General features: G+C 66.5%; 18 protein-coding genes. 9 read left to right on the top strand and 9 right to left on the bottom strand.

Features of this window, described 5'->3' with window-relative positions; all coding sequences use genetic code 11:
- From ACFW0H_RS29615 to ACFW0H_RS29585, 7 genes are all read right to left on the bottom strand, one after another.
- Positions 1-922: L-serine ammonia-lyase (locus tag ACFW0H_RS29615; protein ID WP_422917402.1), on the bottom strand; the 922-nt coding region annotated here is incomplete at its 3' end.
- A gap of 31 nt (positions 923-953) precedes the next feature.
- Complete coding sequence (glyA, locus tag ACFW0H_RS29610) at positions 954-2,207, bottom strand: serine hydroxymethyltransferase (RefSeq protein WP_422917401.1); 1,254 nt, start codon at positions 2,205-2,207, stop codon at positions 954-956.
- Between the two features lie 127 nt (positions 2,208-2,334).
- A complete protein-coding gene (gcvP, locus tag ACFW0H_RS29605; RefSeq protein ID WP_422917400.1) occupies positions 2,335-5,202 on the bottom strand; it encodes an aminomethyl-transferring glycine dehydrogenase in 2,868 nt (955 codons plus the stop codon).
- Positions 5,203-5,215: 13 nt separating this feature from the next.
- Positions 5,216-5,593: a glycine cleavage system protein GcvH gene (gene gcvH, locus ACFW0H_RS29600; RefSeq protein WP_422917399.1), complete on the bottom strand. Its 378-nt coding sequence runs from the start codon at positions 5,591-5,593 to the stop codon at positions 5,216-5,218.
- A gap of 516 nt (positions 5,594-6,109) precedes the next feature.
- Complete coding sequence (locus tag ACFW0H_RS29595; protein WP_422917398.1) at positions 6,110-7,642, bottom strand: sigma-54-dependent transcriptional regulator; 1,533 nt, start codon at positions 7,640-7,642, stop codon at positions 6,110-6,112.
- A 187-nt stretch (positions 7,643-7,829) separates the two neighbouring features.
- Complete coding sequence (gene cycA / locus ACFW0H_RS29590; protein WP_422917397.1) at positions 7,830-9,251, bottom strand: D-serine/D-alanine/glycine transporter; 1,422 nt, start codon at positions 9,249-9,251, stop codon at positions 7,830-7,832.
- 397 nt (positions 9,252-9,648) lie between these two features.
- A complete protein-coding gene (locus tag ACFW0H_RS29585) occupies positions 9,649-10,566 on the bottom strand; it encodes a LysR family transcriptional regulator (protein ID WP_422917396.1) in 918 nt (305 codons plus the stop codon).
- A gap of 157 nt (positions 10,567-10,723) precedes the next feature.
- Here ACFW0H_RS29585 and speB point away from each other — a divergent pair, with 157 nt between their 5' ends.
- The 9 genes from speB to ACFW0H_RS29540 all read left to right on the top strand — a co-directional run bounded on the left by speB (position 10,724) and on the right by ACFW0H_RS29540 (position 21,479).
- A complete protein-coding gene (gene speB / locus ACFW0H_RS29580) occupies positions 10,724-11,704 on the top strand; it encodes an agmatinase (protein WP_422917395.1) in 981 nt (326 codons plus the stop codon).
- 248 nt (positions 11,705-11,952) lie between these two features.
- Complete coding sequence (locus ACFW0H_RS29575) at positions 11,953-12,897, top strand: chromate resistance protein ChrB domain-containing protein (protein WP_422917394.1); 945 nt, start codon at positions 11,953-11,955, stop codon at positions 12,895-12,897.
- Positions 12,890-14,254, top strand: coding sequence for a chromate efflux transporter (gene chrA / locus ACFW0H_RS29570; RefSeq protein ID WP_422917393.1), 1,365 nt, complete (start codon positions 12,890-12,892; stop codon positions 14,252-14,254). Before ACFW0H_RS29575 ends, chrA begins: the two co-directional genes overlap by 8 nt.
- 30 nt (positions 14,255-14,284) lie before the next feature.
- The gene (locus ACFW0H_RS29565) at positions 14,285-14,605 is read left to right on the top strand and encodes a rhodanese-like domain-containing protein (protein WP_422917392.1); all 321 of its coding nucleotides are present in this window, start codon (positions 14,285-14,287) and stop codon (positions 14,603-14,605) included.
- A 20-nt stretch (positions 14,606-14,625) separates the two neighbouring features.
- Positions 14,626-15,078, top strand: a complete 453-nt coding sequence (locus ACFW0H_RS29560) for a chromate resistance protein ChrB domain-containing protein (RefSeq protein ID WP_422917391.1) — start codon at positions 14,626-14,628, stop codon at positions 15,076-15,078.
- Between the two features lie 70 nt (positions 15,079-15,148).
- Entirely contained in the window at positions 15,149-15,493 is a 345-nt protein-coding gene (locus tag ACFW0H_RS29555) for a hypothetical protein (RefSeq protein ID WP_422917390.1), read from the top strand.
- Between the two features lie 90 nt (positions 15,494-15,583).
- The gene (locus tag ACFW0H_RS29550; RefSeq protein WP_422917389.1) at positions 15,584-16,840 is read left to right on the top strand and encodes a TolC family protein; all 1,257 of its coding nucleotides are present in this window, start codon (positions 15,584-15,586) and stop codon (positions 16,838-16,840) included.
- Positions 16,837-18,315 carry an efflux RND transporter periplasmic adaptor subunit gene (locus tag ACFW0H_RS29545; protein ID WP_422917388.1) on the top strand — a complete coding sequence of 493 codons (1,479 nt, stop codon included), beginning with the start codon at positions 16,837-16,839 and terminating at the stop codon, positions 18,313-18,315. The genes ACFW0H_RS29550 and ACFW0H_RS29545 overlap by 4 nt, the downstream gene beginning before the upstream one ends.
- Entirely contained in the window at positions 18,312-21,479 is a 3,168-nt protein-coding gene (locus ACFW0H_RS29540; protein WP_422917387.1) for an efflux RND transporter permease subunit, read from the top strand. The genes ACFW0H_RS29545 and ACFW0H_RS29540 overlap by 4 nt, the downstream gene beginning before the upstream one ends.
- Before the next feature lie 30 nt (positions 21,480-21,509).
- On the opposite strand, the gene ACFW0H_RS29535 is transcribed toward ACFW0H_RS29540, so the two are convergent.
- Both ACFW0H_RS29535 and ACFW0H_RS29530 read right to left on the bottom strand, forming a co-directional pair.
- Positions 21,510-22,013, bottom strand: a complete 504-nt coding sequence (locus ACFW0H_RS29535; protein WP_422917386.1) for a GNAT family N-acetyltransferase — start codon at positions 22,011-22,013, stop codon at positions 21,510-21,512.
- A 161-nt stretch (positions 22,014-22,174) separates the two neighbouring features.
- A partial coding sequence (locus ACFW0H_RS29530) for a hypothetical protein (RefSeq protein WP_422917403.1) occupies positions 22,175-22,316 on the bottom strand: 142 nt, incomplete at its 5' end.

Below are 22,316 nucleotides of genomic sequence, written 5' to 3'. Positions count from 1 at the left end.
CGAAGCGGCTGTAGTAGTGCAGCACCGCCGGGACGATGCCGGCCGCGCCGTTGGTGGGCGCGGTGACCACGCGGCCGCCGGTGGCGTTCTCCTCGTTCACCGCCAGCGCGTAGAGGTTGACCCAGTCGAGCACGCTGAGGCTGTCCCTGAGGTTGGCTTCCGGCTGTTCGCTGAGCTGGCGATAGAGCGCGGCGGCGCGGCGCTTGACCTTCAGCCCGCCGGGCATGATGCCTTCCTTGCGGCAGCCCGTCCTTACGCAGTCCTGCATCACCTGCCAGATGTGCTGCAGGCCACGTTGCGTTTGCTGCGCCGGACGCCAGGCGGTTTCGTTCGCCGCCATCAGCTGGCTGACGGACAGGCCATGACGGGTGCACTGCTCCAGCAGCTCCTTCGCGGTACGGAAGGGATAAGGCAGCGGCGTGCGATCTTCGACAATGCGGTCCGTGCCCGCCGCCGACTCGTCCACCACGAAGCCACCACCCACCGAGTAGTACTCGCGCGAACGGACCTGGATGCCGGCGTCGTCGAAGGCGCGGAAGATCATGCCGTTGGGGTGGTAGGGAAGCGGCTTGCGAATCATCGCCAGGTGCTCCTTCTCCACGAAACGGATGGGTTTCTCCCCCAGCAGGTTGAGCGTCCCACCGCTGCGGATGCCGGCCAGGCGCGCCTCCACCGTGCCGGTATCCACCAGGTCCGGGTACTCCCCTTCCAAACCCAGCAGCACGGCCTTGTCGCTGCCATGGCCCTTGCCGGTGGCGCCAAGGGAGCCGTACAGCTCCGCCCGCACGCTCGCCACCCGGCCCAGCAGCCCGTCCGCCTTCAACCCGAGGACGAAGCGCGCGGCGGCGCGCATCGGGCCCACGGTGTGGGAGCTGGAAGGGCCGATTCCCACCTTGAACAGATCGAAAACGCTGAGCGACATATCTCGACTCCAGAAAGGTCCCGTATGGCGATCAGGCCGGATACACCGGGAAGCTCGCGCAGAGCGCCGCCACCTGCTTGGCCACCTGCGCCTCGACGTCGGCATCGCCGAGATGGTCGAGGATGTCGCAGATCCAGCCGGCCAGGGCACGGCACTCGGTCACCTCGAAGCCGCGGGTGGTCACGGCCGGGGTGCCGATGCGCAGGCCGGAGGTGACGAAAGGCGACTGCGGGTCGTTGGGCACGGCGTTCTTGTTCACGGTGATGCCGGCGCGGCCGAGGGCGGCGTCGGCATCCTTGCCGGTGATGCCCTGCTTGATCAGGCTGACCAGGAACAGGTGGTTGTCGGTGCCGCCAGAGACCACGTCGTAGCCACGGTCGATGAACACCTTGGCCATGGCCTGGGCGTTCTTGATCACCTGGGCCTGGTACTCCTTGAAGCCGGGGTCCAGCGCTTCCTTGAAGCACACCGCCTTGGCGGCAATCACGTGCATCAGCGGGCCGCCCTGGGCGCCGGGGAATACCGCGGAGTTCAGCTTCTTCTCGATCTCTGCGTTGGACCTGGCCAGGATCAGGCCGCCACGGGGACCGCGCAGGGTCTTGTGGGTGGTGGTGGTCACCACGTCGGCGTAGGGCAGCGGGTTCGGGTACAGGCCGGCGGCCACCAGGCCGGCGACGTGGGCCATGTCGACGAACAGCAGCGCACCCACCTTGTCGGCGATGGCGCGGAAGCGCGGGAAGTCCAGGGTCTTGGAGTAGGCGGAGAAGCCGGCGACGATCATCTTCGGCTTGTGCTCCACGGCCAGGCGCTCGACTTCGTCGTAGTCGATCAGGCCGTTGCCATCGATGCCGTACTGCACCGCGTTGTACAGCTTGCCGGAGGAGGACACCTTGGCGCCGTGGGTCAGGTGGCCGCCGTGGGCCAGGCTCATGCCGAGAATAGTGTCGCCGGCCTGCAGCAGGGCCAGGTAGACGGCGCTGTTGGCCTGGGAGCCGGAGTGCGGCTGGACGTTGGCGTAGTCGGCGCCGAACAGCTGCTTGGCGCGGTCGATGGCCAGCTGCTCCACCACATCCACGTACTCGCAGCCGCCGTAGTAGCGCTTGCCCGGATAACCCTCGGCGTACTTGTTGGTCAGTTCGCTGCCCTGGGCCTGCATGACCTGCGGGCTGGTGTAGTTCTCCGAGGCGATCAGCTCGATATGGTCTTCCTGGCGCTGGGCCTCGCGGCGCATGGCGTCGAACAGGGCGGGGTCGAAATCGGAGAGGGTCAGGCTCTTGTGGAACATGGTCGGTTTCCTTCTTGTTCGTTATGGAATGGCCATTCCCTTGTAGGAGCGAATTCATTCGCGAAGGGCTGCACAGCAGCCCCAGGAAGCTCGATCGCGAATGAATTCGCTCCTACAGGAACTCAGGTCAGGCGTCCTGGTAGGCCTCGATGGACGGGCAGGCGCAGACCAGGTTGCGGTCGCCGTAGACGTTGTCCACGCGGCCCACCGGCGGCCAGTACTTGGCCTCTTCCAGCGAAGGCAGCGGATAGACCGCCAACTCGCGGCTATAGCGGTGGGTCCAGTCGCCGACCAGCTCTTGCGCGGTGTGCGGGGCGTTCTTCAGCGGGTTGTCGTCCTTGTCCAGCTCGCCGTTCTCCACCGCGCGGATTTCCTCGCGGATGCGGATCATGGCCTCGCAGAAGCGATCCAGCTCTTCCTTCGACTCACTCTCGGTGGGCTCCACCATCAGGGTGCCGGCCACCGGGAAGGACATGGTCGGCGCGTGGAAGCCGTAGTCGATCAGGCGCTTGGCGACGTCGTCGACGCTGATGCCGCTGCTGTCCTTGAGCGGACGCAGGTCGAGGATGCACTCGTGGGCCACCAGGCCGTTCTCGCCGGTGTAGAGCACCGGGTAGTGCTCCTCCAGGCGGCGGGCGATGTAGTTGGCGCTGAGGATGGCCAGCTGCGAGGCACGCTTGAGGCCCTCACCGCCCATCATGCGGATGTACATCCAGGTGATGGGCAGGATGCTGGCGCTGCCGAAGGGCGCGGCGCTCACGGCGCCTTCCTTGCGTTCCATCTGGCCATGCCCCGGCAGGAACGGCGCCAGATGGGATTTAACGCCGATCGGGCCGACGCCCGGGCCGCCACCGCCGTGGGGGATGCAGAAGGTCTTGTGCAGGTTCAGGTGGGACACGTCGCCGCCGAACTGGCCCGGGGCGCAGAGGCCGACCATGGCGTTCATGTTGGCGCCATCGATGTACACCTGGCCGCCGTTGGCGTGGATGATCTCGCAAATCTCGCGGATGCCTTCCTCGAACACGCCGTGGGTCGACGGGTAGGTGATCATCAGTGCGGCGAGGCGGTCCTGGTGCTCCTCGGCCTTGGCCTTGAGGTCGGCGATGTCCACGTTGCCACGGGCGTCGCAGGCGGTCACCACCACGCGCATGCCGGCCATCTGGGCGGTGGCCGGGTTGGTGCCGTGGGCCGATTGCGGGATCAGGCAGACATCCCGCTCCCCTTCCCCACGGCTGGCATGGTAGGCGCGGATGGCCAGCAGGCCGGCGTACTCGCCCTGGGAGCCGGCGTTGGGCTGCAGGGACACGGCGTCATAGCCGGTGGCCTTACAGAGCATGGCCTCCAGCTCGGTGGTCAGCTCCAGGTAACCCTGGGACTGCTCGGCCGGGGCGAAGGGGTGCAGCGCACCGAACTCCGGCCAGGTGATCGGGATCATCTCGCTGGCGGCGTTCAGCTTCATGGTGCAGGAGCCCAGCGGGATCATGCTGCGGTCCAGCGCCAGGTCCTTGTCGGCCAGCTTGCGCAGGTAGCGCATCAGCTCGGTTTCCGAGTGATAGCGATTGAACACTTCGTGCTGCAGGAACGCGGACTCACGCAGCAGATCCAGGGGCAGGCAATCGCCGGTGCGCGACTCCAGGTCGGCGAAGTCCGGCAGCGCCTGGCCCTGGCTGGCGAACACCGACCAAAGTGCCTCGACGCTGGCGCGGTCGCAGGTCTCGTCCAGGGACAGGCCAATGCGTACCTCATCCACAACCCGCAGGTTGATGCGCGCAGCATGGGCGGCGGCATGCACCTCCTCCACCGGCTTGGCGGCCATCACGCTCAGGGTGTCGAAGAAGTGGTACTGCTCCACCTTGTGGCCGAGTTGCTGCAGACCCTGGGCGAGGATGGCGGCGAGACGGTGCACGCGCTTGGCGATGCGGGTCAGCCCCTGCGGACCGTGGTAGACGGCGTACATGCTGGCGATGTTGGCCAGCAGCACCTGGGCGGTGCAGATGTTGCTGGTGGCCTTCTCGCGGCGGATGTGCTGCTCGCGGGTCTGCATGGCCAGGCGCAGGGCCGGCTTGCCGTGACGGTCGATGGACATCCCGACCAGGCGGCCGGGCATGTCGCGCTTGAAGGCGTCGCGGGTGGCGAAGTAGGCCGCGTGCGGGCCGCCGAAGCCCAGCGGCACGCCGAAGCGCTGGGCGCTGCCCAGGGCGACGTCGGCGCCGAACTCGCCGGGCGGGGTCAGCAGGGTCAGCGCCAGCAGGTCGGCGGCCACCGCCACCAGGGCGCCGGCGGCGTGGAAGCGCTCCACCAGCGCGCGGTAGTCGAAGATGTCGCCATTGGCGGCCGGGTACTGCAGCAGGGCGCCGAAGTAGGCGCTGGCGTCGGTGATTTCACGCTCGTCGCCGATCACCACCTCGATGCCCAGCGGCTCGGCACGGGTGACCAGCACGTCGAGGGTCTGCGGATGGCAGTGCTGCGAGGCGAAGAAGGCATTGCTGCCCTTGTTCTTCGCCAGGCGCTTGCAGAAGGTCATGGCTTCGGCAGCGGCGGTGGCTTCGTCCAGCAGGGAAGCGTTGGCGATCTCCATCCCGGTGAGGTCGCTGACCAGGGTCTGGAAGTTCAGCAGGGCTTCCAGGCGGCCCTGGGAGATTTCCGGCTGGTAAGGGGTGTAGGCGGTGTACCAGGCCGGGTTTTCCAGCAGGTTGCGCAGGATGGGCGTCGGCGTGTGGCAGGGGTAGTAGCCCTGGCCGATATGGCTCTTGAACAGCTGGTTCCTGGCGGCGATGGCCTTGATCGCGGCGAGGGCTTCGGCCTCGCCCTGGCCGGCCGGCAGGTCGAGCACACTGGTGCCCTTGATGCTGCCGGGAATGACGCTGGCGATCATTGCGTCCAGCGAGTCATGGCCGATCAGCGCCAGCATGGCGCTGATGTCCGCCTCGCGCGGGCCGATATGGCGCGCGATGAACTCGTTGTCCGTGTTCAGGGGGAGATGTGCTCTGGTCATGGCGATACCCGGCTCAGGCGTTGTCGGCGAGGAAACGATCGTAGGCGGCCTGGTCCATCAGGCTGCCGAGGGCTTCGGGGTTGTCCGGGCGGATGCGGAAGAACCAGCCATCGTCCATGGGCGCCTCGTTGACCAGTTCGGGGTTGTCGGCCAGGGCCTGGTTCACCTCGAGCACTTCGCCGGTCAGGGGCATGGTGATGTTGCTGGCGGCCTTCACCGATTCCAGCACCGCGACTTCCTGCCCTTCGTCGTAGCGACCGGCATCCGGCAGCTGGACGAACACCACATCGCCCAGTGCCTCCTGGGCAAAGCTGGTGATGCCGACAGTCACTTCACCGGTGGCTTCAACGCGCAGCCATTCATGCTCGGGAGTAAAACGCAGCGTGCTCATGGATCTTCCTCTTGTTGTCAGGTTGGTTCCGAGCAAGACGGGCTCGGCTGACTGAACAAGAGCAAGGGGAATGCCAAGATAATAAATTCGTTATAAATCAATATATTACGAATTTAACGAGCCATTTTCGGCGTGAATTCGGAACGATATCGCTCCAGCCTCATCAGGGCATTTCATCTTCCGGGACGGGGCAAGGTCCCGGAAGCCGGGGCCTTGGTGGAAATGGAGCGAAATCGATCCGGTGGAACGTTATCGAACCGAGGTACCGGGCATGGCACCCGTCACTCATTGTGGGACCGTTGGGTGCGCTGTGCGCACCGATTCCGGGAGCGGCTTCGGCGCCCCGTCAAACCGCCGGTGCGCACGGCGCACCCTACCGGATCGGCTTCATCCTGCTAGCCCGGGCATTTGAACCGCCACAGGCAAAGCCGGTGACTCATGGCCACGTCCTCAGGACCTGGTGTCCCACGTGCAAATGAATTCGCCCCTACAGGAAACGCAGCTCCGCCTCCGGCCTCAACGGGATATCCCGTACTTTCTCAGTCGCTGGCCGATGGCGGTGTGCGAGGTGTTGAGGCGGGCGGCCAGTTGGCGGGTGGAGGGGAATTCGGCGTAGAGGCGCTGCAGCAGATCTTTCTCGAAGGCCTGCACGGCATCTTCCAGGCTGGTGACGGGCGCGGCCTCGCCCTGGTGGCTGCCGAGCGCCGTGCCCGCCAGCTCCAGGTCACCGCAGTCGATGAGGTCGCTCTCGCAGATGGCGGCGGCGCGGAAGATCACGTTCTGCAACTGGCGTACGTTGCCGGACCAGCGATTGCCCAGCAGCAACGGATGGATGGCCGGCGCCAGCCGGCAGGGCGGACGCTGGATCTGCGTGCAGGCCTGGCGCAGGAAATGTTCGGCGAGCAGGAGGATGTCCTGGCCGCGCTCGCGCAGCGGCGGCACCATCAGGTTGAGCACGTTGAGGCGATAGTAGAGGTCCTCGCGGAAGCTGCCCTCCCCCACCATGCGCTCCAGGTTGCGGTGGGTGGCACAGAGCACCCGCACGTCCACATGCACCTCACGGTCGCCGCCGATTCGGCGGAAGCAGCCGTCACTGAGGAACCGCAACAGCTTGGCCTGCAGGTAGGGCGACATCTCGCCGACCTCGTCGAGAAACACCGTCCCGCTGTCGGCCAGCTCCAGCAGTCCGGGCTTGCCGCCGCGCTGGGCACCGGTGAAGGCCCCCGCCGAATAGCCGAACAGCTCGCTCTCGGCCAGGCTCTCCGGCAAGGCGGCGCAGTTAAGCGCCAGGAAAGGCGCATCGCGCCGCGCGCTCAGGGCGTGGCAGGCACGCGCCACCAGTTCCTTGCCGGTACCGGTCTCGCCCTGGATCAGCAGTGGCGCATCCAGGCTGGCGACCTTCTGCAGGCGCGCCTTGAGCTGACCCAGGGCCGGCGACAGGCCGATCAGCGCGTCCAGCCCTTCGGCATGGTCGTGGTGCAGGGAGGCCAGGCGCTCGCCGATGCGACTCGGCGGATAGAGCGTCAGCAGGCCGCCGGAAAGCAGGCGTCCGCCGTCCGGGCCGCCGCTGATGGGCGCGGCGTCCAGCAACAGGGCCTGGCCCTGGAAGCTCACCTCGCACATCGGCAGGCGGAAGCCCTTGTCGATCAGCGTCTGCCCCAGGTCTGCCTCGGGGAACAGCTGCGACAACGTTTCGCCGGTCGGATCGCGGCCGCACAGGCTGATCAGTGCGGGGTTGGCCAGCAGCACATGGCCGCGCGGGTCAACCGCCAGCACCGGGTCGCCCACGGCCGCCAGCAGCGCATCCAGCTGAAGGCGCCTGTGCTGGCCCGGCAGCAGGTCCACCAGCTCCACGGCCTGCACGCCCTCCACACGCAACAGGGCGTCCTGCAACTCGTCGAGCACCTCGCGGCGCAGCGTCGGCGCGTCGATGTAGACGTTGGGCGGGCTCATCTCCACCGCGTCCAGGTTCAGGTTGCGCGCCCCCAGCAATGCCAGGACCTCCTGGGTGATGCCAACGCGGTCGATGAAGGTGACGTGGATTCGCATGCCGGGTCCTGCGTGTCCTTATGGCATGGGCGCCGAGACATCGGCGCCCTGGTGGAAAGCGGAAGCGCCTCGGCCAGGCCGGGCGTCAGTTCGCCTAGTAGAGCCTGCTTTGGCCACCTTCCGTCAAGAAACGGCTCGAGGGACGGCACGTCCGGTGCCGCCCCCCTGGGTTGCAGCGCTGCCGTTATCACTCAGCGTCGAGGGACAGTCGCGCGACCTCCGACTTGCTACGGCGAATGGATCGGTAGGACAGGCCCAGCACGAGGAACCAGGCTGGCACGAAATACAGCGCCTGGCGGGTATCGGCTTCCAGCGCCAGCAAGGCGACCATGAAGGCGAAGAAGCTCAGGCATACCCAGGTCATGGCGACGCCACCGGGCATCTTGTAGCGCGACGCGCGATGCAGGTCAGCGCACTTCTGCCGGTACGCCAGATAGGACAGCAGGATCATCGACCAGACGCACATGAACAGAATGGCCGAGACGGTGGTGATCAGGGTGAAGGCATCCATCAGGTTCGGCACCAGGTAGATCACCAGGGCACCGGACAGCAGGCAGGTGCAGGAGAAGATCAACCCGCTGGACGGCACGGCGCGACTGGAGAGCGTCTTGAACCTGGCGGGCGCATCGCCATCCAGCGCGAGGCCGTAAAGCATGCGGCTGGTGGAGAACACGCCGCTGTTGGCCGAGGAGGCCGCGGACGTGAGCACGACGAAGTTGATGATCCCCGCGGCTGCAGGCAGACCGGCCAGCACGAACAGTTCGACGAAGGGGCTCTTGTTGGCCACGACGTCACGCCACGGCGTAACCGCCATGATGGCCACCAGCGCGAAGACGTAGAACACGAGGATGCGCAGCGGAATGGAGTTGATGGCCCGGGGCAGGTTTCGCTCCGGGTTGCGGGTTTCCGCAGCCGTCGTGCCCACCAGCTCGATCCCGGCGAAGGCGAAGATGGCGATCTGGAAGCCGGCGAAGAAGCCCATGGCCCCATGGGGGAACATGCCGCCGTCATTCCACAGGTTGGCGAGGGAGGCGACACTGCCGGCCGGCGACTGATAGGCCGCCACCACCATGTAGAGCCCGGTACAGACCAGGGCGCAGATGGCGACGATCTTGATCATGGCGAACCAGAACTCCACCTCACCGAACATCTTCACGGTGATCAGGTTGAGCGAGAGCAACAGGCCGACGCAGCCGATTGCCGGTAGCCATTGCGGCACGTCCGGGAACCAGAACTGGGTGTAGGCGGAAATGGCGATCACGTCGGCGATGCCGGTGACGATCCAGCAGAACCAGTAGGTCCATCCGGTGAAGAAGCCGGCCCAGGGCCCGAGCAGATCGGCCGCGAAATCGATGAAGGACTTGTAGCGCAGGTTGGATAACAGCAGCTCGCCCATGGCCCGCATGACGAAGAACAGCATGAAGCCGATGATCATGTAGACGAAGATGATCGAAGGACCAGCCAGGCTGATGGTCTTGCCGGACCCCATGAACAGTCCGGTGCCGATGGCACCGCCGATGGCGATCAGTTGGATGTGGCGGTTGGAAAGATTGCGTTGGAGCTCATGATCCTGATTGTCGGGATGGTGACCGGAAGTCGAATGATTCATTGTTCCTGGACCCTGCAAGTGATGTTGTTTTTATGGGTTCACCGTTCAAGCGCAAAACTTCTGGCGGCTAGGACGAAAGACTCTCGATGCGGGGGCGGATGCCCGCCTGAGCGCGTGCTTTTTCCATGGTTCCTCCTTGTCTGGCTCAAGGCCCGTCGCCCGGCAAGCCACTCGCTTGCCAGGCCGGGCACAGGGGCATGAGCAAGGGCCATGCCAGGGGCGCAAAGGCCCGGCTGCGCCTGCTGCGCAGCCGCAGCACCCTATCGGGAGGAATGGAATCGTTCCGGAATATCCGCCTATCCAGGCTGCGCGGGAGCCAGCAGACGCCCTGGCTCCGGCCGTCCGGCCACCTGTAGCGAATTCGGTACGCTGGAACGCGATCGAACCATCCGGGCCGCTAGTTCTGCACGGCCATCGCGCGGCTGCAGTGCATGAGTTCGTCGAGGAATGCGCGCAGGATCAGCGGAGACGCCGCGCCGCGACGGGTGATGGTCTCGAAGGCCGAAAGCAGCTGCAGGCGCCCCGCCCCCAGGTGCTCCAACTCGCCCGAGTCCACCCATTGGCGCGCATAGTGATCGGGCAGGAAGCCGGCGTAGGCCCCGGAGAGGATCAGCATGGCCTGGGCCTCGACGTTGTCCACCGTGGCGGCGGCGACCTCCACACCCAGGGCCTGGAGGTCGCGTTGCTGCAGGTAGCCACGGGCAACCACGCGGTTGGCGGCGATGCGCTCCAGCAGGTCGACCTTGGGCTCGCTGGCACCGAACAACGGATGGTTACGGCCGCAGTAGAAGCCATGGCTTTCCTGGTACAGCGGCGAGTATGAGAGCCCCGGCACGCGGAGCGGGAAATGCCCCACCGCCAGGTGCAGGCGACCGTCCAGCACGCGCTCCTCCAGCTCCGCCGGCGTACCGATGTAGACGTGCAGGTGCACCTGGTGCCCGCGCTGGACGAAGCGCTGGGTGGTCTGCCTCAGCGGGCAGGCCGGATCGGTGATGGTGGTGTCGATCATCCCCAGGTTGAGGGTGCCGCTGATCTGACGCTTGAGCACGTCGGCGTCGACGCAGAATTCCTCCACCGCGCCGAGCAGGCGCTGGGCGGCCTGATGGATCGCCTGGCCCTGCTCGGTGAGACGGAAGCCACTGCGCCCACGCTCGCAGAGCTTGACCCCTAGACGCGTCTCCAGGTGGGTCATCTGCTCGCTGATGGTGGACTGGGCGACGTTGAGCGTGGCCTGGGCGGCCGAAAACCCGCCGCATTTGACGATGGTGTTGAAGACCCTCAGCAGCTTCAGGTCGACATCGTGCAACTGGATCATCCCGCACCTCGATGCTGGTGTTTACATCGGTTTTGACGATTTGCGCATCGAATCATCGTCATTTTTCCAGCTGCGCGTAAAGCCCATGATGCGGCCATGGTCGAGGTACGAACACCTTGTCCGTCGCCCAACAAGAAAAGAGTGGAGACGCCTGAAAATGTCCAGCAACAGCTATGAAAACGGCCGCTTGAACCTGCCCTTCGTGGGCCATTGCACTTTCGCCAAGTCCCCCGTCTGCCTTGACTGGGAGAAGCTGGATGCAGACGTGGCGGTGCTTGGCGCGCCCAACGACATGGGCACCCAGTGGCGCTCCGGCGCGCGCTTCGGACCGCGCGGCATCCGCGAGGCATCCACCCTGTTCTCCTTCGGCCACAGCGGTGCCTACGACTTCGAGGATGATGTGATGTACCTCCAGCAGGAGGATGTGCGCATCGTCGACGTGGGTGACGCCGACATCGTTCATACCGATATGAACACCAGCAACGCCAACATCGAGTTCGCCGTGCGCAAGCTGCTGGATGCCGGCGCCATGCCGGTGGTGCTGGGCGGCGACCACTCGGTGCATGCACCGGTGATCAAGGCTTTCGAAGGCCGCGGGCCGATCCATATCATCCACTTCGACGCCCACCTGGACTTCGTCGACGAACGCCACGGCGTGCGTTTCGGCCATGGCAACCCGCTGCGCCGTGCCTCGGAGATGGATCACATCGTCGGCATGACCCAGATGGGCATCCGCAACGTGTCCTCTTCCAACCGCAGCGACTACAACGCCGCCCGCGAAGCCGGCTCGAACATCCTTTCGGTACGCGACGTGCGCCGCCTGGGCCGTGACGGTGTGCTGGACCTGATCCCCGAGTGCGAGTCCTACTACATCACCATCGACATCGATGGTTTCGACCCCTCCATCGCCCCCGGCACCGGCACCCCCAGCCACGGCGGTTTCCAATACTACGAGGTGCTGGAGATCATCCAGGGCCTGGCCAACCGTAGCCAGGGCCGCATCGTCGGCATGGACCTGGTGGAAGTGGCGCCCGCCTACGACCCCACCGGCATGACCTCGATCCTGGCGGCGCAGCTGCTGATGAACAGCATCGGTTTCGTCTTCCACGCCCGCAAACAGGGCAAGCAACAGCGCTGATCCCCGTGCCACGCCGGCGAGGTGCTCCCTCGCCGGCCCCTCCACTGCGCTCGCGCGCAGCCCCCTCTCCCCGGGCCGGCATCCCCATGCCGGCCAATTTCCCTTCAGCGCCCTGCCCCAGCCCCGTCCTGATGCCCTCCAGTATTCAGGGAACAAGCTCATAACCATTCGTTCGAAGGCGGGGGCTTTTCCGCAGGCCATACCGGCACTATTGTAATAGGACATACAAATAGTGTTGGTAACGTTACATGAACCTTTGGCTGATCCTGGTCATTGGCCTGCCGACCGCCAATGCCACCGAGCGCATGCGGGCGTGGCGGGCCTTGAAGGCCTGTGGCGCGGCGGTGCTGCGAGACGGCGTCCATATGCTCCCCGACAACCCGAGTTGCCGCGACGCCCTTAGCGCCATCGAACGGGAGATTCTCTCGATCAATGGCACCGCCTACCTGCTGCCCGTCCAGGACCCACTGGGCGAACGCTTCATCCCACTGTTCGACCGCAATGAGGAGTACGCGGCACTGCGCGCCGAGATCGACGCCTGCCGCAGCCAGCTGACCCCGGAGAATGCCCTGGCCTCCACCCGGCAGATTCGCAAGCTGCGCAAGAGTTTCGCCCAACTCGCCGGCATCGATTTCTTCCCCGGCCAGACTCGACAGCAGACGGATACGGCCCTGCAGGAACTGGAGACCGCCGTCAGCCGAGCCCTCTCGGCGGACGAGCCGAGCAGCCATGACGAGCCCCTCGCGGCGCTCCAACGCCGGGACTACCAGGGCCGCCTCTGGGCCACCCGCAAGCGCCCCTGGGTCGACCGCCTGGCCAGTGCGTGGCTGATCCGCCGTTTCATCGATCCGGACGCCCGCTTCCTCTGGCTGGACTCGCCCCACGCCTGCCCGGCCGACGCCCTGGGTTTCGATTTCGACGGAGCCACCTTCAGCCACGTGGGGAATCGCGTCACCTTCGAGACCCTGCAGGCCAGCTTCCAGCTGGATGCGCCCGCCCTGGCCAGAATGGCCGCCCTGGTGCACTACCTCGACGTCGGCGGCGTCCAGCCGGCGGAAGCGGCCGGCATCGAGCGGGTGCTGGCAGGGCTGCGGGAAAGCATCACCGATGACGATCAACTGCTGAGCGCGGCCAGCGCCATCTTCGATGGCCTGCTGACCGCCTTTGCCAATGAAGAGAAAAGCGATGAGTGAAAAAGCGATGCCGGCCCCCGCAGAGTCGCAGCCCGGAACCAGCCCCATTGGCCTGCTCCAGGCTTTCCTGTTCTGGCTCAAACTCGGTTTCATCAGCTTTGGCGGTCCGGCCGGGCAGATCGCGATCATGCACCAGGAACTGGTGGAACGGCGGCGCTGGATCAGCGAGCGGCGATTCCTCCATGCCCTGAACTACTGCATGCTGCTGCCCGGCCCCGAAGCCCAGCAACTGGCCACTTACATCGGCTGGCTGATGCACCGGAGCTGGGGCGGCGTCATCGCCGGGGCCCTGTTCGTGCTGCCCTCGCTCTTCATCCTGATCGCCCTCTCCTGGGTCTACATCGCCTTGGGCGATGTGCCGGTGGTGGCCGGGCTGTTCTACGGCATCAAGCCGGCAGTGACCGCCATTGTCGTCCAGGCTGCCCACCGCATCGGTTCAAGGGCCCTGAAGAACAACTGGCTGTGGGGCATTGCCGCCGCGTCCTTCGTCGCCATCTTCGCCCTCAACCTGCCCTTCCCGCTGATCGTGCTGGGTGCGGGGCTGATCGGCTACGTCGGCGGACGCCTGGCGCCCGACAAGTTCGCCCTCGGCGGTGGCCACGGCGCCGCCAGGGCCAGCTACGGCCCGGCGCTGATCGACGACGATACGCCGCCACCGGAGCATGCGCGCTTCCGCTGGCCACACCTGCTGCGCCTGGTCGTGGTGGGCGCCCTGCTCTGGTTGCTGCCCATGGGCCTGCTGACCGCTCTGTTCGGCTGGCACGGCACCCTGACGCAAATGGGCTGGTTCTTCACCAAGGCCGCCCTGCTCACCTTCGGCGGGGCCTACGCGGTGCTGCCCTACGTCTACCAGGGCGCCGTGGGTTACTACGGCTGGCTGACCCCGACGCAAATGATCGATGGCCTGGCCCTGGGCGAGACCACGCCCGGCCCGCTGATCATGGTGGTGGCCTTCGTCGGCTTCGTCGGCGCCTACCTGAACCCGATGTTCGGCGCCGAGCAGGCCTTCCTCGCCGGTGCCGTGGCCGCCACCCTGGTCACCTGGTTCACTTTCCTGCCGTCCTTCCTCTTCATCCTCGCCGGCGGGCCGCTGGTGGAATCCACCCATAACGAGCTGAAGTTCACCGCCCCGCTGACCGGCATCACCGCCGCCGTGGTGGGCGTCATCCTCAACCTGGCGCTGTTCTTCGGCTACCACGTGCTCTGGCCGCAAGGCTTCGACGGCCAGTTCGACTGGCCCTCGGCGCTGATCGCCCTCGCCGCGGCCGTGGCCCTGTTCCGCTTCAAGCGCGGCGTCATCCAGGTGCTGCTGGCCTGCGCCCTGGCCGGGCTGGCGGTGCACCTGCTGCGAAGCTGAGAGAAGCCCTGTGGGGCCGGGAGGTGATCGATGAGCCGGATCACGGTTTGCGAATTGGCGGAATGGCAAGCGGCGGGGTGCACCTTCACCCTGCTGGACGTGCGCCGCGTCGCCGTGCGCACGGCCGACGCAGCTGAGATTCACGGCGCCCGCTGGCTGGACCCGGATTCGCTGTTCACCTGGAAGGACTCGGTGCCGCGGGACAGGCCCGTGGTGCTCTATTGCGCCCACGGCCACGAGATCAGCCAGGGCATCGCCGCCACCCTCGAAGCCATGGGGCTGGATGCGCGTTACCTGATCGACGGTTTCGCCGGCTGGCGTGACGCCGGCCGGCCCACCCAAGGCCTGTAGATCCAGGCAGGAGGTGCAGCATGAAATGGGTTACGCGCGAACGCCCGAAGATCGACCGTATCGCCTGCCCCTGGCTCATCGCACGCTTTATCGATTCGGCGCCGGAGTTTCTCTACGTGCCGGCGGCCGACGTGCTGCGCGTGGCGGCCGAGCAGGATGCGGCGCCCTACGACATTCCCGGCGTCGAACTCAGCCATGACGGCGAGTTGTGCAGCTTCGATGCATTCCTGAAGAAATACGCCCTGGACGAACCCGCCCTGCAGCGCCTGGCGGCGATAGTGCGTGGCGCCGACACCTCACGCCTCGACCTCACGCCCCAATCGGCAGGTCTCTACGCGATCTCCCTGGGGTTGTCGCACAACTTCGCCGACGACCAGCAGATGCTCGAACAGGGGCTGGTGATCTACGACGCGCTCTACGCCTGGTGCCAGCACTGCCAGGCGGAAACCCACAACTGGCCGCCGCAGATGTGAGGACTTCCCGACGCAAAAGCCCTGCGCGGGCGATTGCTCCGCCCACTGGCGACGAACTAGACTTCGCCCCATGAAACGGCGCCTTCGTCTTCTGCTCGTCTTTCTGCTCAGCCTGACGCTTCCCCTCACCGGGATGGCGGGCATCGAAGCGCCAACCGATCCCTGCCCGATGCAGGCCGCTGGCCTGGAGCACATGGCAGGCATGGATCAGGATTGCTGCCATGACATGAGCAAGCCGGGCGATCACGGCACCAAGGCCTGCAAGAGCGGCCAGGAATGCAAGACCGCCAGCCTGCTCCAGGTTGCCGTCCTCAAGCCGCCCGTCTCCCTGATCGGGCCGGTGCTGGCCGACGCTCATCCCGAAGCGGCTCCCCGGCGCGCACCTGCCGATCTCTGGCGACCTCCCACCGCCTGATTCCTCCTCCGACCTGAACGCCCGCCAGCCTTCCTAGCGATTGCCGGCGGGTTCGCGCTCATGCGCCGATATTTTCAGAGGAATCCTCGGATGACTTCCTTGAGTCCTTGCTCCGGATGGCTGCTGGTCGCCGCCCTGGCAATGATGACGCCAGCCCTGCCCAGCCAGGGGGCATCGCTAACGCTGGACGAGGCGTTGCAGTTGGCGGAACGCAACGCCCCCTCCCTGTCAGGCCAGACCGCGAAGCTGGATGCGGCGAAAAATGCCGCCGTGCCTGCCGGTGAGCTGCCGGACCCCAAACTCGCCCTGGGCCTGCAGAACGTCCCCATCGAGGGGGAAGACCGCTGGAGCCTGGATCGTGACTTCATGACCATGCAGATGGTCGGCCTGATGCAGGAAGTGCCGAATCGGGACAAGCGCAAGGCGCGTGTGGAAACCGCCCGGGCCTCGATCGATCGCGCCGCCGCCGAAGCCGAGGCGGAACGGCTCAGGGTCCGTCGGGAGGTCGCCCTGGCCTGGATCGCGGCCTACACCGGACAACGCAAACTCGCCCGGTTCGACGACTTCTTCCACGAGAATCGCCTGCTGGCCGAGGCCGTTCGGGCGCGCCTGGCAGGCGGGCGCGGCCTGCCGCAGGACGCCGTGGAGCCCAGGCAGGAAGCGGCGCGTCTGGAGGGGCAGCAGGACGAGCTGGCACTTCAGGTGACCCAGGCGCGCGCGGCCCTCAAGCGCTGGATCGGCGAGGATGCCGCCCTGCCCCTTGCCGGGGACTTTCCGCAGTGGCCCGTCGATGAAGCACGCTACCTGCATGCGCTGCACCGTCACCCGGAACTGGCGGCCTATGAGCCGATGACGCGGGAAGCCGAAGCCCAGGTGCGCGAGGCCGAAGCGGAGAAGAAGGCCGATTGGAGCTGGGAAGTGGATTACCAACGCCGGGGGCGCGAGTTCGGCGACATGATGACGGTGCAATTGAGCTTCGATCTGCCGGTTTTCGCCGGCTCCCGCCAGGACCCGAAGATCGCGGCGCGACGGGCCCAGGTCAATCAATTGGAAGCTGAACGGGAAGCGCTGCTGCGCGAGCATGCGCAGCAGCTGGAAACCGACTTGGCGGACTACCAGCGCCTGGGCCGGGCACTGAACCGCAGCCGCGCGACCCAGGTGCCCCTGGCCGAGGAAAAGGTGCGCCTGTCACTGGCGGGCTACCGGGCCGGCAACACCGAACTGGCCAGTGTCATCGCGGCCCGTCGCGAGCTGGTCCAGGCCAGGCTCGATGAGATCGACCTGCAAGGCCTGCAGGCCCTGGCCGCGGCGCGTCTGTACTTCACCTACGGGGAGGGCCGCCCATGAGCCGTGTGCCATTGAAGACCCCGCTGTTGATGGCCGTGACCCTGCTGGCCGGCGCGGCAGCGGGCTATTGGTTCGCGATCCAGAAGCCTTCGTCGACGGTTGCCCTCGATGCGCCCGAAGCGTCCGCAGGTGGGCGCCAGCCGCTCTACTGGTACGACCCGATGTTCCCGCAGCAGAAGTTCGACCGCCCCGGCAAGTCGCCTTTCATGGACATGCAGCTGGTGCCCAGGTACGCGGAGGACCTGGCTGAAGCGGGCGCGGTCCGCATCGAGCCGGACATCCGGCAGAACCTCGGCGTGCGGCTGGCCACGGTCACCCGGGGGAAACTGCAGCACAATATCCAGGCAACCGGTTCCCTGGCCTTCGACGCAAGGGACGTGGCGCTGGTCCAGGCGCGCGCGAGCGGTTTCGTCGAGCGCACCTACGCACTGGCACCCGGTGACCGGGTGGCCGCCGGCGCGCCCCTGGCCGACCTGCTGATCCCCGAATGGGCGGCGGCGCAGGAGGAGTTCCTCGCGCTGCGCCGCTCGGGCGACCCGGCGCTGGTGGCTGCGGCCCGGCAACGCCTGCAATTGCTCGGCATGCCAGGGACGCTGATCGAACGCGTCGAGCGGCGCGGCAAAACCGCACAGGTCATGACCCTGACCAGCCCCATCGGTGGGGTGATTCGTGAACTGGACGTGCGTCCGGGCATGGCGCTGTCCGCCGGACAGACGCTGGCCAGGATCAACGGCATCGGGCGTGTCTGGCTGGAAGTGGCGATTCCGGAAGCCCAGGCCGGCTCACTGAAGCTTGGCCAGCGGGTCGAAGCGCGGCTTCCGGCACTCCCCGGCGAGGTGATCCAGGGCGTGCTGTCCGCCCTGCTGCCCGAGGCCGATCCGCAAAGCCGGACCCTGCGCGTTCGCATCGAACTGGACAACGGCGCAGGCCGCATGAGGCCCGGCATGACGGCCGAAGTTCGCCTGAACCAGCAAGGCCTCGGCGATGCGCTGCTTTTGCCCAGCGAGGCGGTCATCCGCACTGGCAAACGCGCGCTGGTGATGCTGGCCGAGGAAAACGGCGGTTTCCGACCCGTGGAAGTGCAGCTGGGGCAGGAAAGCGATGGCCAGACGGCAGTGCTCGCAGGGCTGCAGGCCGGCCAGCGTGTGGTGGCATCCGGGCAGTTCCTGATCGACTCGGAGGCGAGCCTGCGGGGCATCGAGGCCAGGACGCTGGACGAGGCGCGAGCGGAACCGGCGCAACCGGCCCTGCATGAGGCGCAAGCCACCGTTCTCGACATCGGCGAAAGCCAGCTGACGATCTCCCACGGCCCCTTCAAGACCCTGGGCATGCCGGGAATGACCATGACCTTTCCGCTGGCCAGGCCCGAGCTGGCCGAAGGACTCAAGGCCGGTGACCGCATCCGCGTGAAAGTCCGCGAGAGCGAGTCCGGCCTGCTGATCGAGCAGCTGCAGAAACTGGAGTCCGCGCCATGATCGAGAAACTGATCCGCTGGTCGGTCGCCAATCGCTTCCTGGTGTTGCTGGCCACGCTGTTCGCAGTGGCCTGGGGCATCTGGTCGCTGCGCGGCACACCGATAGACGCCCTGCCCGACCTGTCCGATGTCCAGGTGATCATTCGCACCAGCTATCCGGGCCAGGCGCCGCAGATCGTCGAGAACCAGGTCACCTACCCGCTGGCGACCACCATGCTGTCCGTGCCCGGGGCGAAAACGGTCCGGGGCTTTTCCTTCTTCGGCGACAGCTTCGTCTATGTGCTGTTCGAGGACGGTACCGACCTCTACTGGGCCCGATCGCGGGTACTGGAGTATCTGAACCAGGTACAAGGCCGCCTGCCGACTGCCGCCAAACCGGCTCTGGGGCCGGATGCCACCGGTGTCGGCTGGATCTTCCAGTACGCCCTGGTGGACCGCAGCGGCAACCATGACCTGGCCCAGCTGCGGGCCTTGCAGGACTGGTTCCTCAAGTTCGAGCTGAAGACCCTGCCCAACGTCGCCGAGGTCGCCACCCTGGGCGGCATGGTGCGGCAATACCAGGTCCAGCTCGACCCGATCCGCCTGGCCAGCCTGGGCATTACCCAGGCAGAGGTGGTCGAGGCCATCGGCAAGGCCAACCAGGAAACCGGCGGCGCGGTGCTGGAACTGGGTGAAGCGGAGTTCATGGTGCGGGCTTCCGGCTACCTGAAAACCCTGGCCGACTTCCGCGCCGTGCCCTTGAAACTGGCGCCCGGAGGCGTGCCCGTCACCCTGGGTGACGTGGCGACCCTCCAGCTCGGCCCGGAGATGCGCCGGGGCATTGCCGAGCTGGATGGCGAAGGTGAAGCCGTCGGCGGCGTGGTGGTGCTGCGCAGCGGCAAGAATGCCCGCGACACCATCGGGGCGGTGAAGGCCAAGCTCGATGAGCTGCGCAGGAGCCTTCCCGATGGCGTGGAAATCGTCACCACCTATGACCGCAGCCAGTTGATCGAGCGGGCCGTGCGCAACCTCAGCCAGAAGCTGATCGAGGAGTTCATCGTCGTCGCGCTGGTGTGCGCCGCGTTCCTCTGGCACCTGCGTTCCTCCATGGTGGCCATCGTCTCGTTGCCGGTGGGGGTGCTGATCGCTTTCGCCGTCATGCGCGCCCAGGGCATCAACGCCAACATCATGTCCCTCGGCGGAATCGCCATCGCGATAGGCGCCATGGTCGACGCGGCGGTGGTGATGATCGAGAACGCCCACAAGCGCGTCGAGGCCTGGCACGCCAGTCATCCCGGCGAGAGCCTGGACGGCGAAAAGCGCTGGCGCGTCATGACCGATGCCGCGGTCGAAGTCGGGCCCGCGCTGTTCTTCAGCCTGATGATCATCACCCTGTCGTTCATTCCGGTCTTCACCCTGGAGGCACAGGAGGGACGCCTGTTCGGCCCCCTCGCCTTCACCAAGACCTACGCGATGGCCGCCGCCGCCGGCCTGGCGGTCACCCTGGTTCCCGTGTTGATGGGCTATTGGATCCGGGGGCGGCTGCCCCCCGAGCGGAGCAATCCGCTCAACCGCGCTCTGATCCGTCTGTACCGGCCCGCGCTGGATGTCGTCCTGCGCTTCCCGAAAGCCACCCTGGCCGTGGCCTTGCTGGCGTTCCTCACCACGCTCTGGCCCGTGTCGCGCCTGGGCGGCGAATTTCTCCCGCCGCTGGACGAGGGCGACCTGCTCTACATGCCCTCCGCCCTCCCCGGCCTCTCCGCGCAGAAAGCCTCGGAACTCCTGCAACGGACCGACCGCCTGATCAGGACCGTCCCGGAAGTGGCCAGTGCCTTCGGCAAGGCCGGACGCGCCGAGTCGGCCACCGACCCCGCGCCGCTGGAGATGTTCGAGACGACGATACGCTTCAAGCCCAGGGATCAATGGCGCCCGGGAATGACCAGCGAAAAGCTGGTGGAGGAGCTGGACCGCGTGGTCAAGGTCCCGGGTTTGACCAATATCTGGATTCCGCCGATACGCAATCGGATCGACATGCTGGCGACCGGCATCAAGAGCCCCATCGGGGTGAAGGTCGCCGGAACCAGCCTGCATGAAATCGATCAGGTGACCCAGGCCATCGAGCGGGCCGCCAGGACAGTGCCCGGCGTGACCTCCGCCCTGGCCGAACGCCTCACCGGCGGGCGCTACATCGACGTCGACATCGATCGTCAGGCGGCCGCGCGCTATGGAATGAACATCGCCGACGTGCAAGCCATAGTGGCCAGCGCCATCGGCGGTGCGAACGTCGGCGAGACCGTCGAAGGCCTCGCCCGCTATCCGATCAGCGTGCGCTATCCGCGCGAGTGGCGGGATTCGGTCGAGGCGCTGCGGCAGTTGCCCATCTACACCCGCCAGGGTGGCCAGATCACCCTCGGGACAGTGGCCTCGATCCGCATAGTCGACGGGCCGCCAATGCTCAGGAGCGAGAACGCGCGCCCGTCCGGCTGGGTCTACATCGACGTGCGCGGACGGGACCTCGCCTCGGTGGTCAGGGACCTGCGCCAGACCATCGACGGTTCGGTGAAACTCGCGCCCGGGATGAGCCTCGGCTACTCCGGGCAATTCGAGTTCCTGGAACGCGCCAATGCGCGCTTGAAGCTGGTCGTCCCCGCCACCCTGGCGATCATCTTCGTGCTGCTCTATCTCACCTTCGGGCGCTTCGACGAGGCGCTGCTGATCATGGCGACCCTGCCGTTCGCCCTGACCGGCGGGGTCTGGTTCCTCTACCTGATGGGCTTCAATCTCTCGGTCGCGACCGGCGTCGGCTTCATCGCCCTGGCGGGCGTGGCCGCCGAGTTCGGGGTCATCATGCTGCTCTACCTGAAGAATGCCTGGTCAGCACGGGAGGAGTCCGAACGGCACGGCAATGCCGACCTGCTGGAGGCCATCCGCGAAGGGGCCGTGCAACGCGTGCGCCCCAAGGCGATGACCGTCGCCGTGATCATCGCCGGCCTGCTCCCGATCCTCTGGGCAGGCGGAACCGGCAGCGAGGTGATGAGCCGGATCGCCGTCCCCATGGTCGGCGGCATGGTCACCGCACCGCTGCTGTCGCTGTTCGTCATTCCCGCGGCGTACTGGCTGATGCGGCGCCGCAGGCAACCCCGTCCGACCACCCCCATCCAGGCAGGGTCCGCGAGGCGCGGCTGAAGAGCCGCGCGGGAGCAATCCCGCGCGGGTTCAATGGATCGCTGGCGTCACCAGGAAGCTCAGCAACTGCGGGTCGTCATCCGGTTCGATGGCCTGCACCGGGCGCGGCAGTTCATCCAGCACCGCGCGCCAGAACGCCAGGGCCGTTTCATCCTGCTGGTAGAAACGCACCAGCCAGGCCCCCTCCCCGCTCGTCAGCACCTGGGTGGCCAGGGTGCGGCCGATGCCCAGGCGGCGGTACTTCTTCAGGATGAACAGGTCCGCCAGCTCCAGGGCATCGAGCCCCGGCAGCTCGCTGCGCTCGATCAGCAGGAAGCCGGCGATGAAGCCGTCGACCAGGATCAGGTTGGCGCTCCACTGCGGCTCACGCCAATAGCGCGCCAGATGCTCTTCATGGATGTAGAAGCGGCCGTCCACCTCCACGTCTTCCTGCTCCCAGTCCGAGGACTCGTAGGCATAGAACTGGTACAGGTTGCGGATCAGTTCGGCCTGCTCCGGGCCGGTCTCCAGCAGCTCGACCGTGGCGCCGCTCATGGTTGGATCTCGCGCCCGCACTGGCAACCGGAGAAGGATTCGGAATTCGTAGGCATGACCATCTCGACAAAGGGAAATCGGCAGCGAGATTCCGATCCGGGCTCGCCGTTCTGCATGGCGGTATTGTTCACGGAACGTGCTGCCGATGTCACCGGGAAACCTCAGCCGCGATGCCCCGCGCGGAAGAAGTCGATCAGGCCCTGGGTCGAGCCGTCTTCCGCCGGGGCCTCGTCCTGGCCGGTCAGCCGCGAGTAGACGGCCTTGCCCAGCTCCTTGCCCAGCTCCACGCCCCACTGGTCGAAG

Origin of the sequence: Metapseudomonas cellulosilytica (assembly GCF_049334135.1) — a bacterium.
Taxonomy (GTDB): domain Bacteria; phylum Pseudomonadota; class Gammaproteobacteria; order Pseudomonadales; family Pseudomonadaceae; genus Metapseudomonas.
Note: the sequence above shows the minus strand (reverse complement) of the source record. Positions and strands in the feature narration are given on the sequence as shown.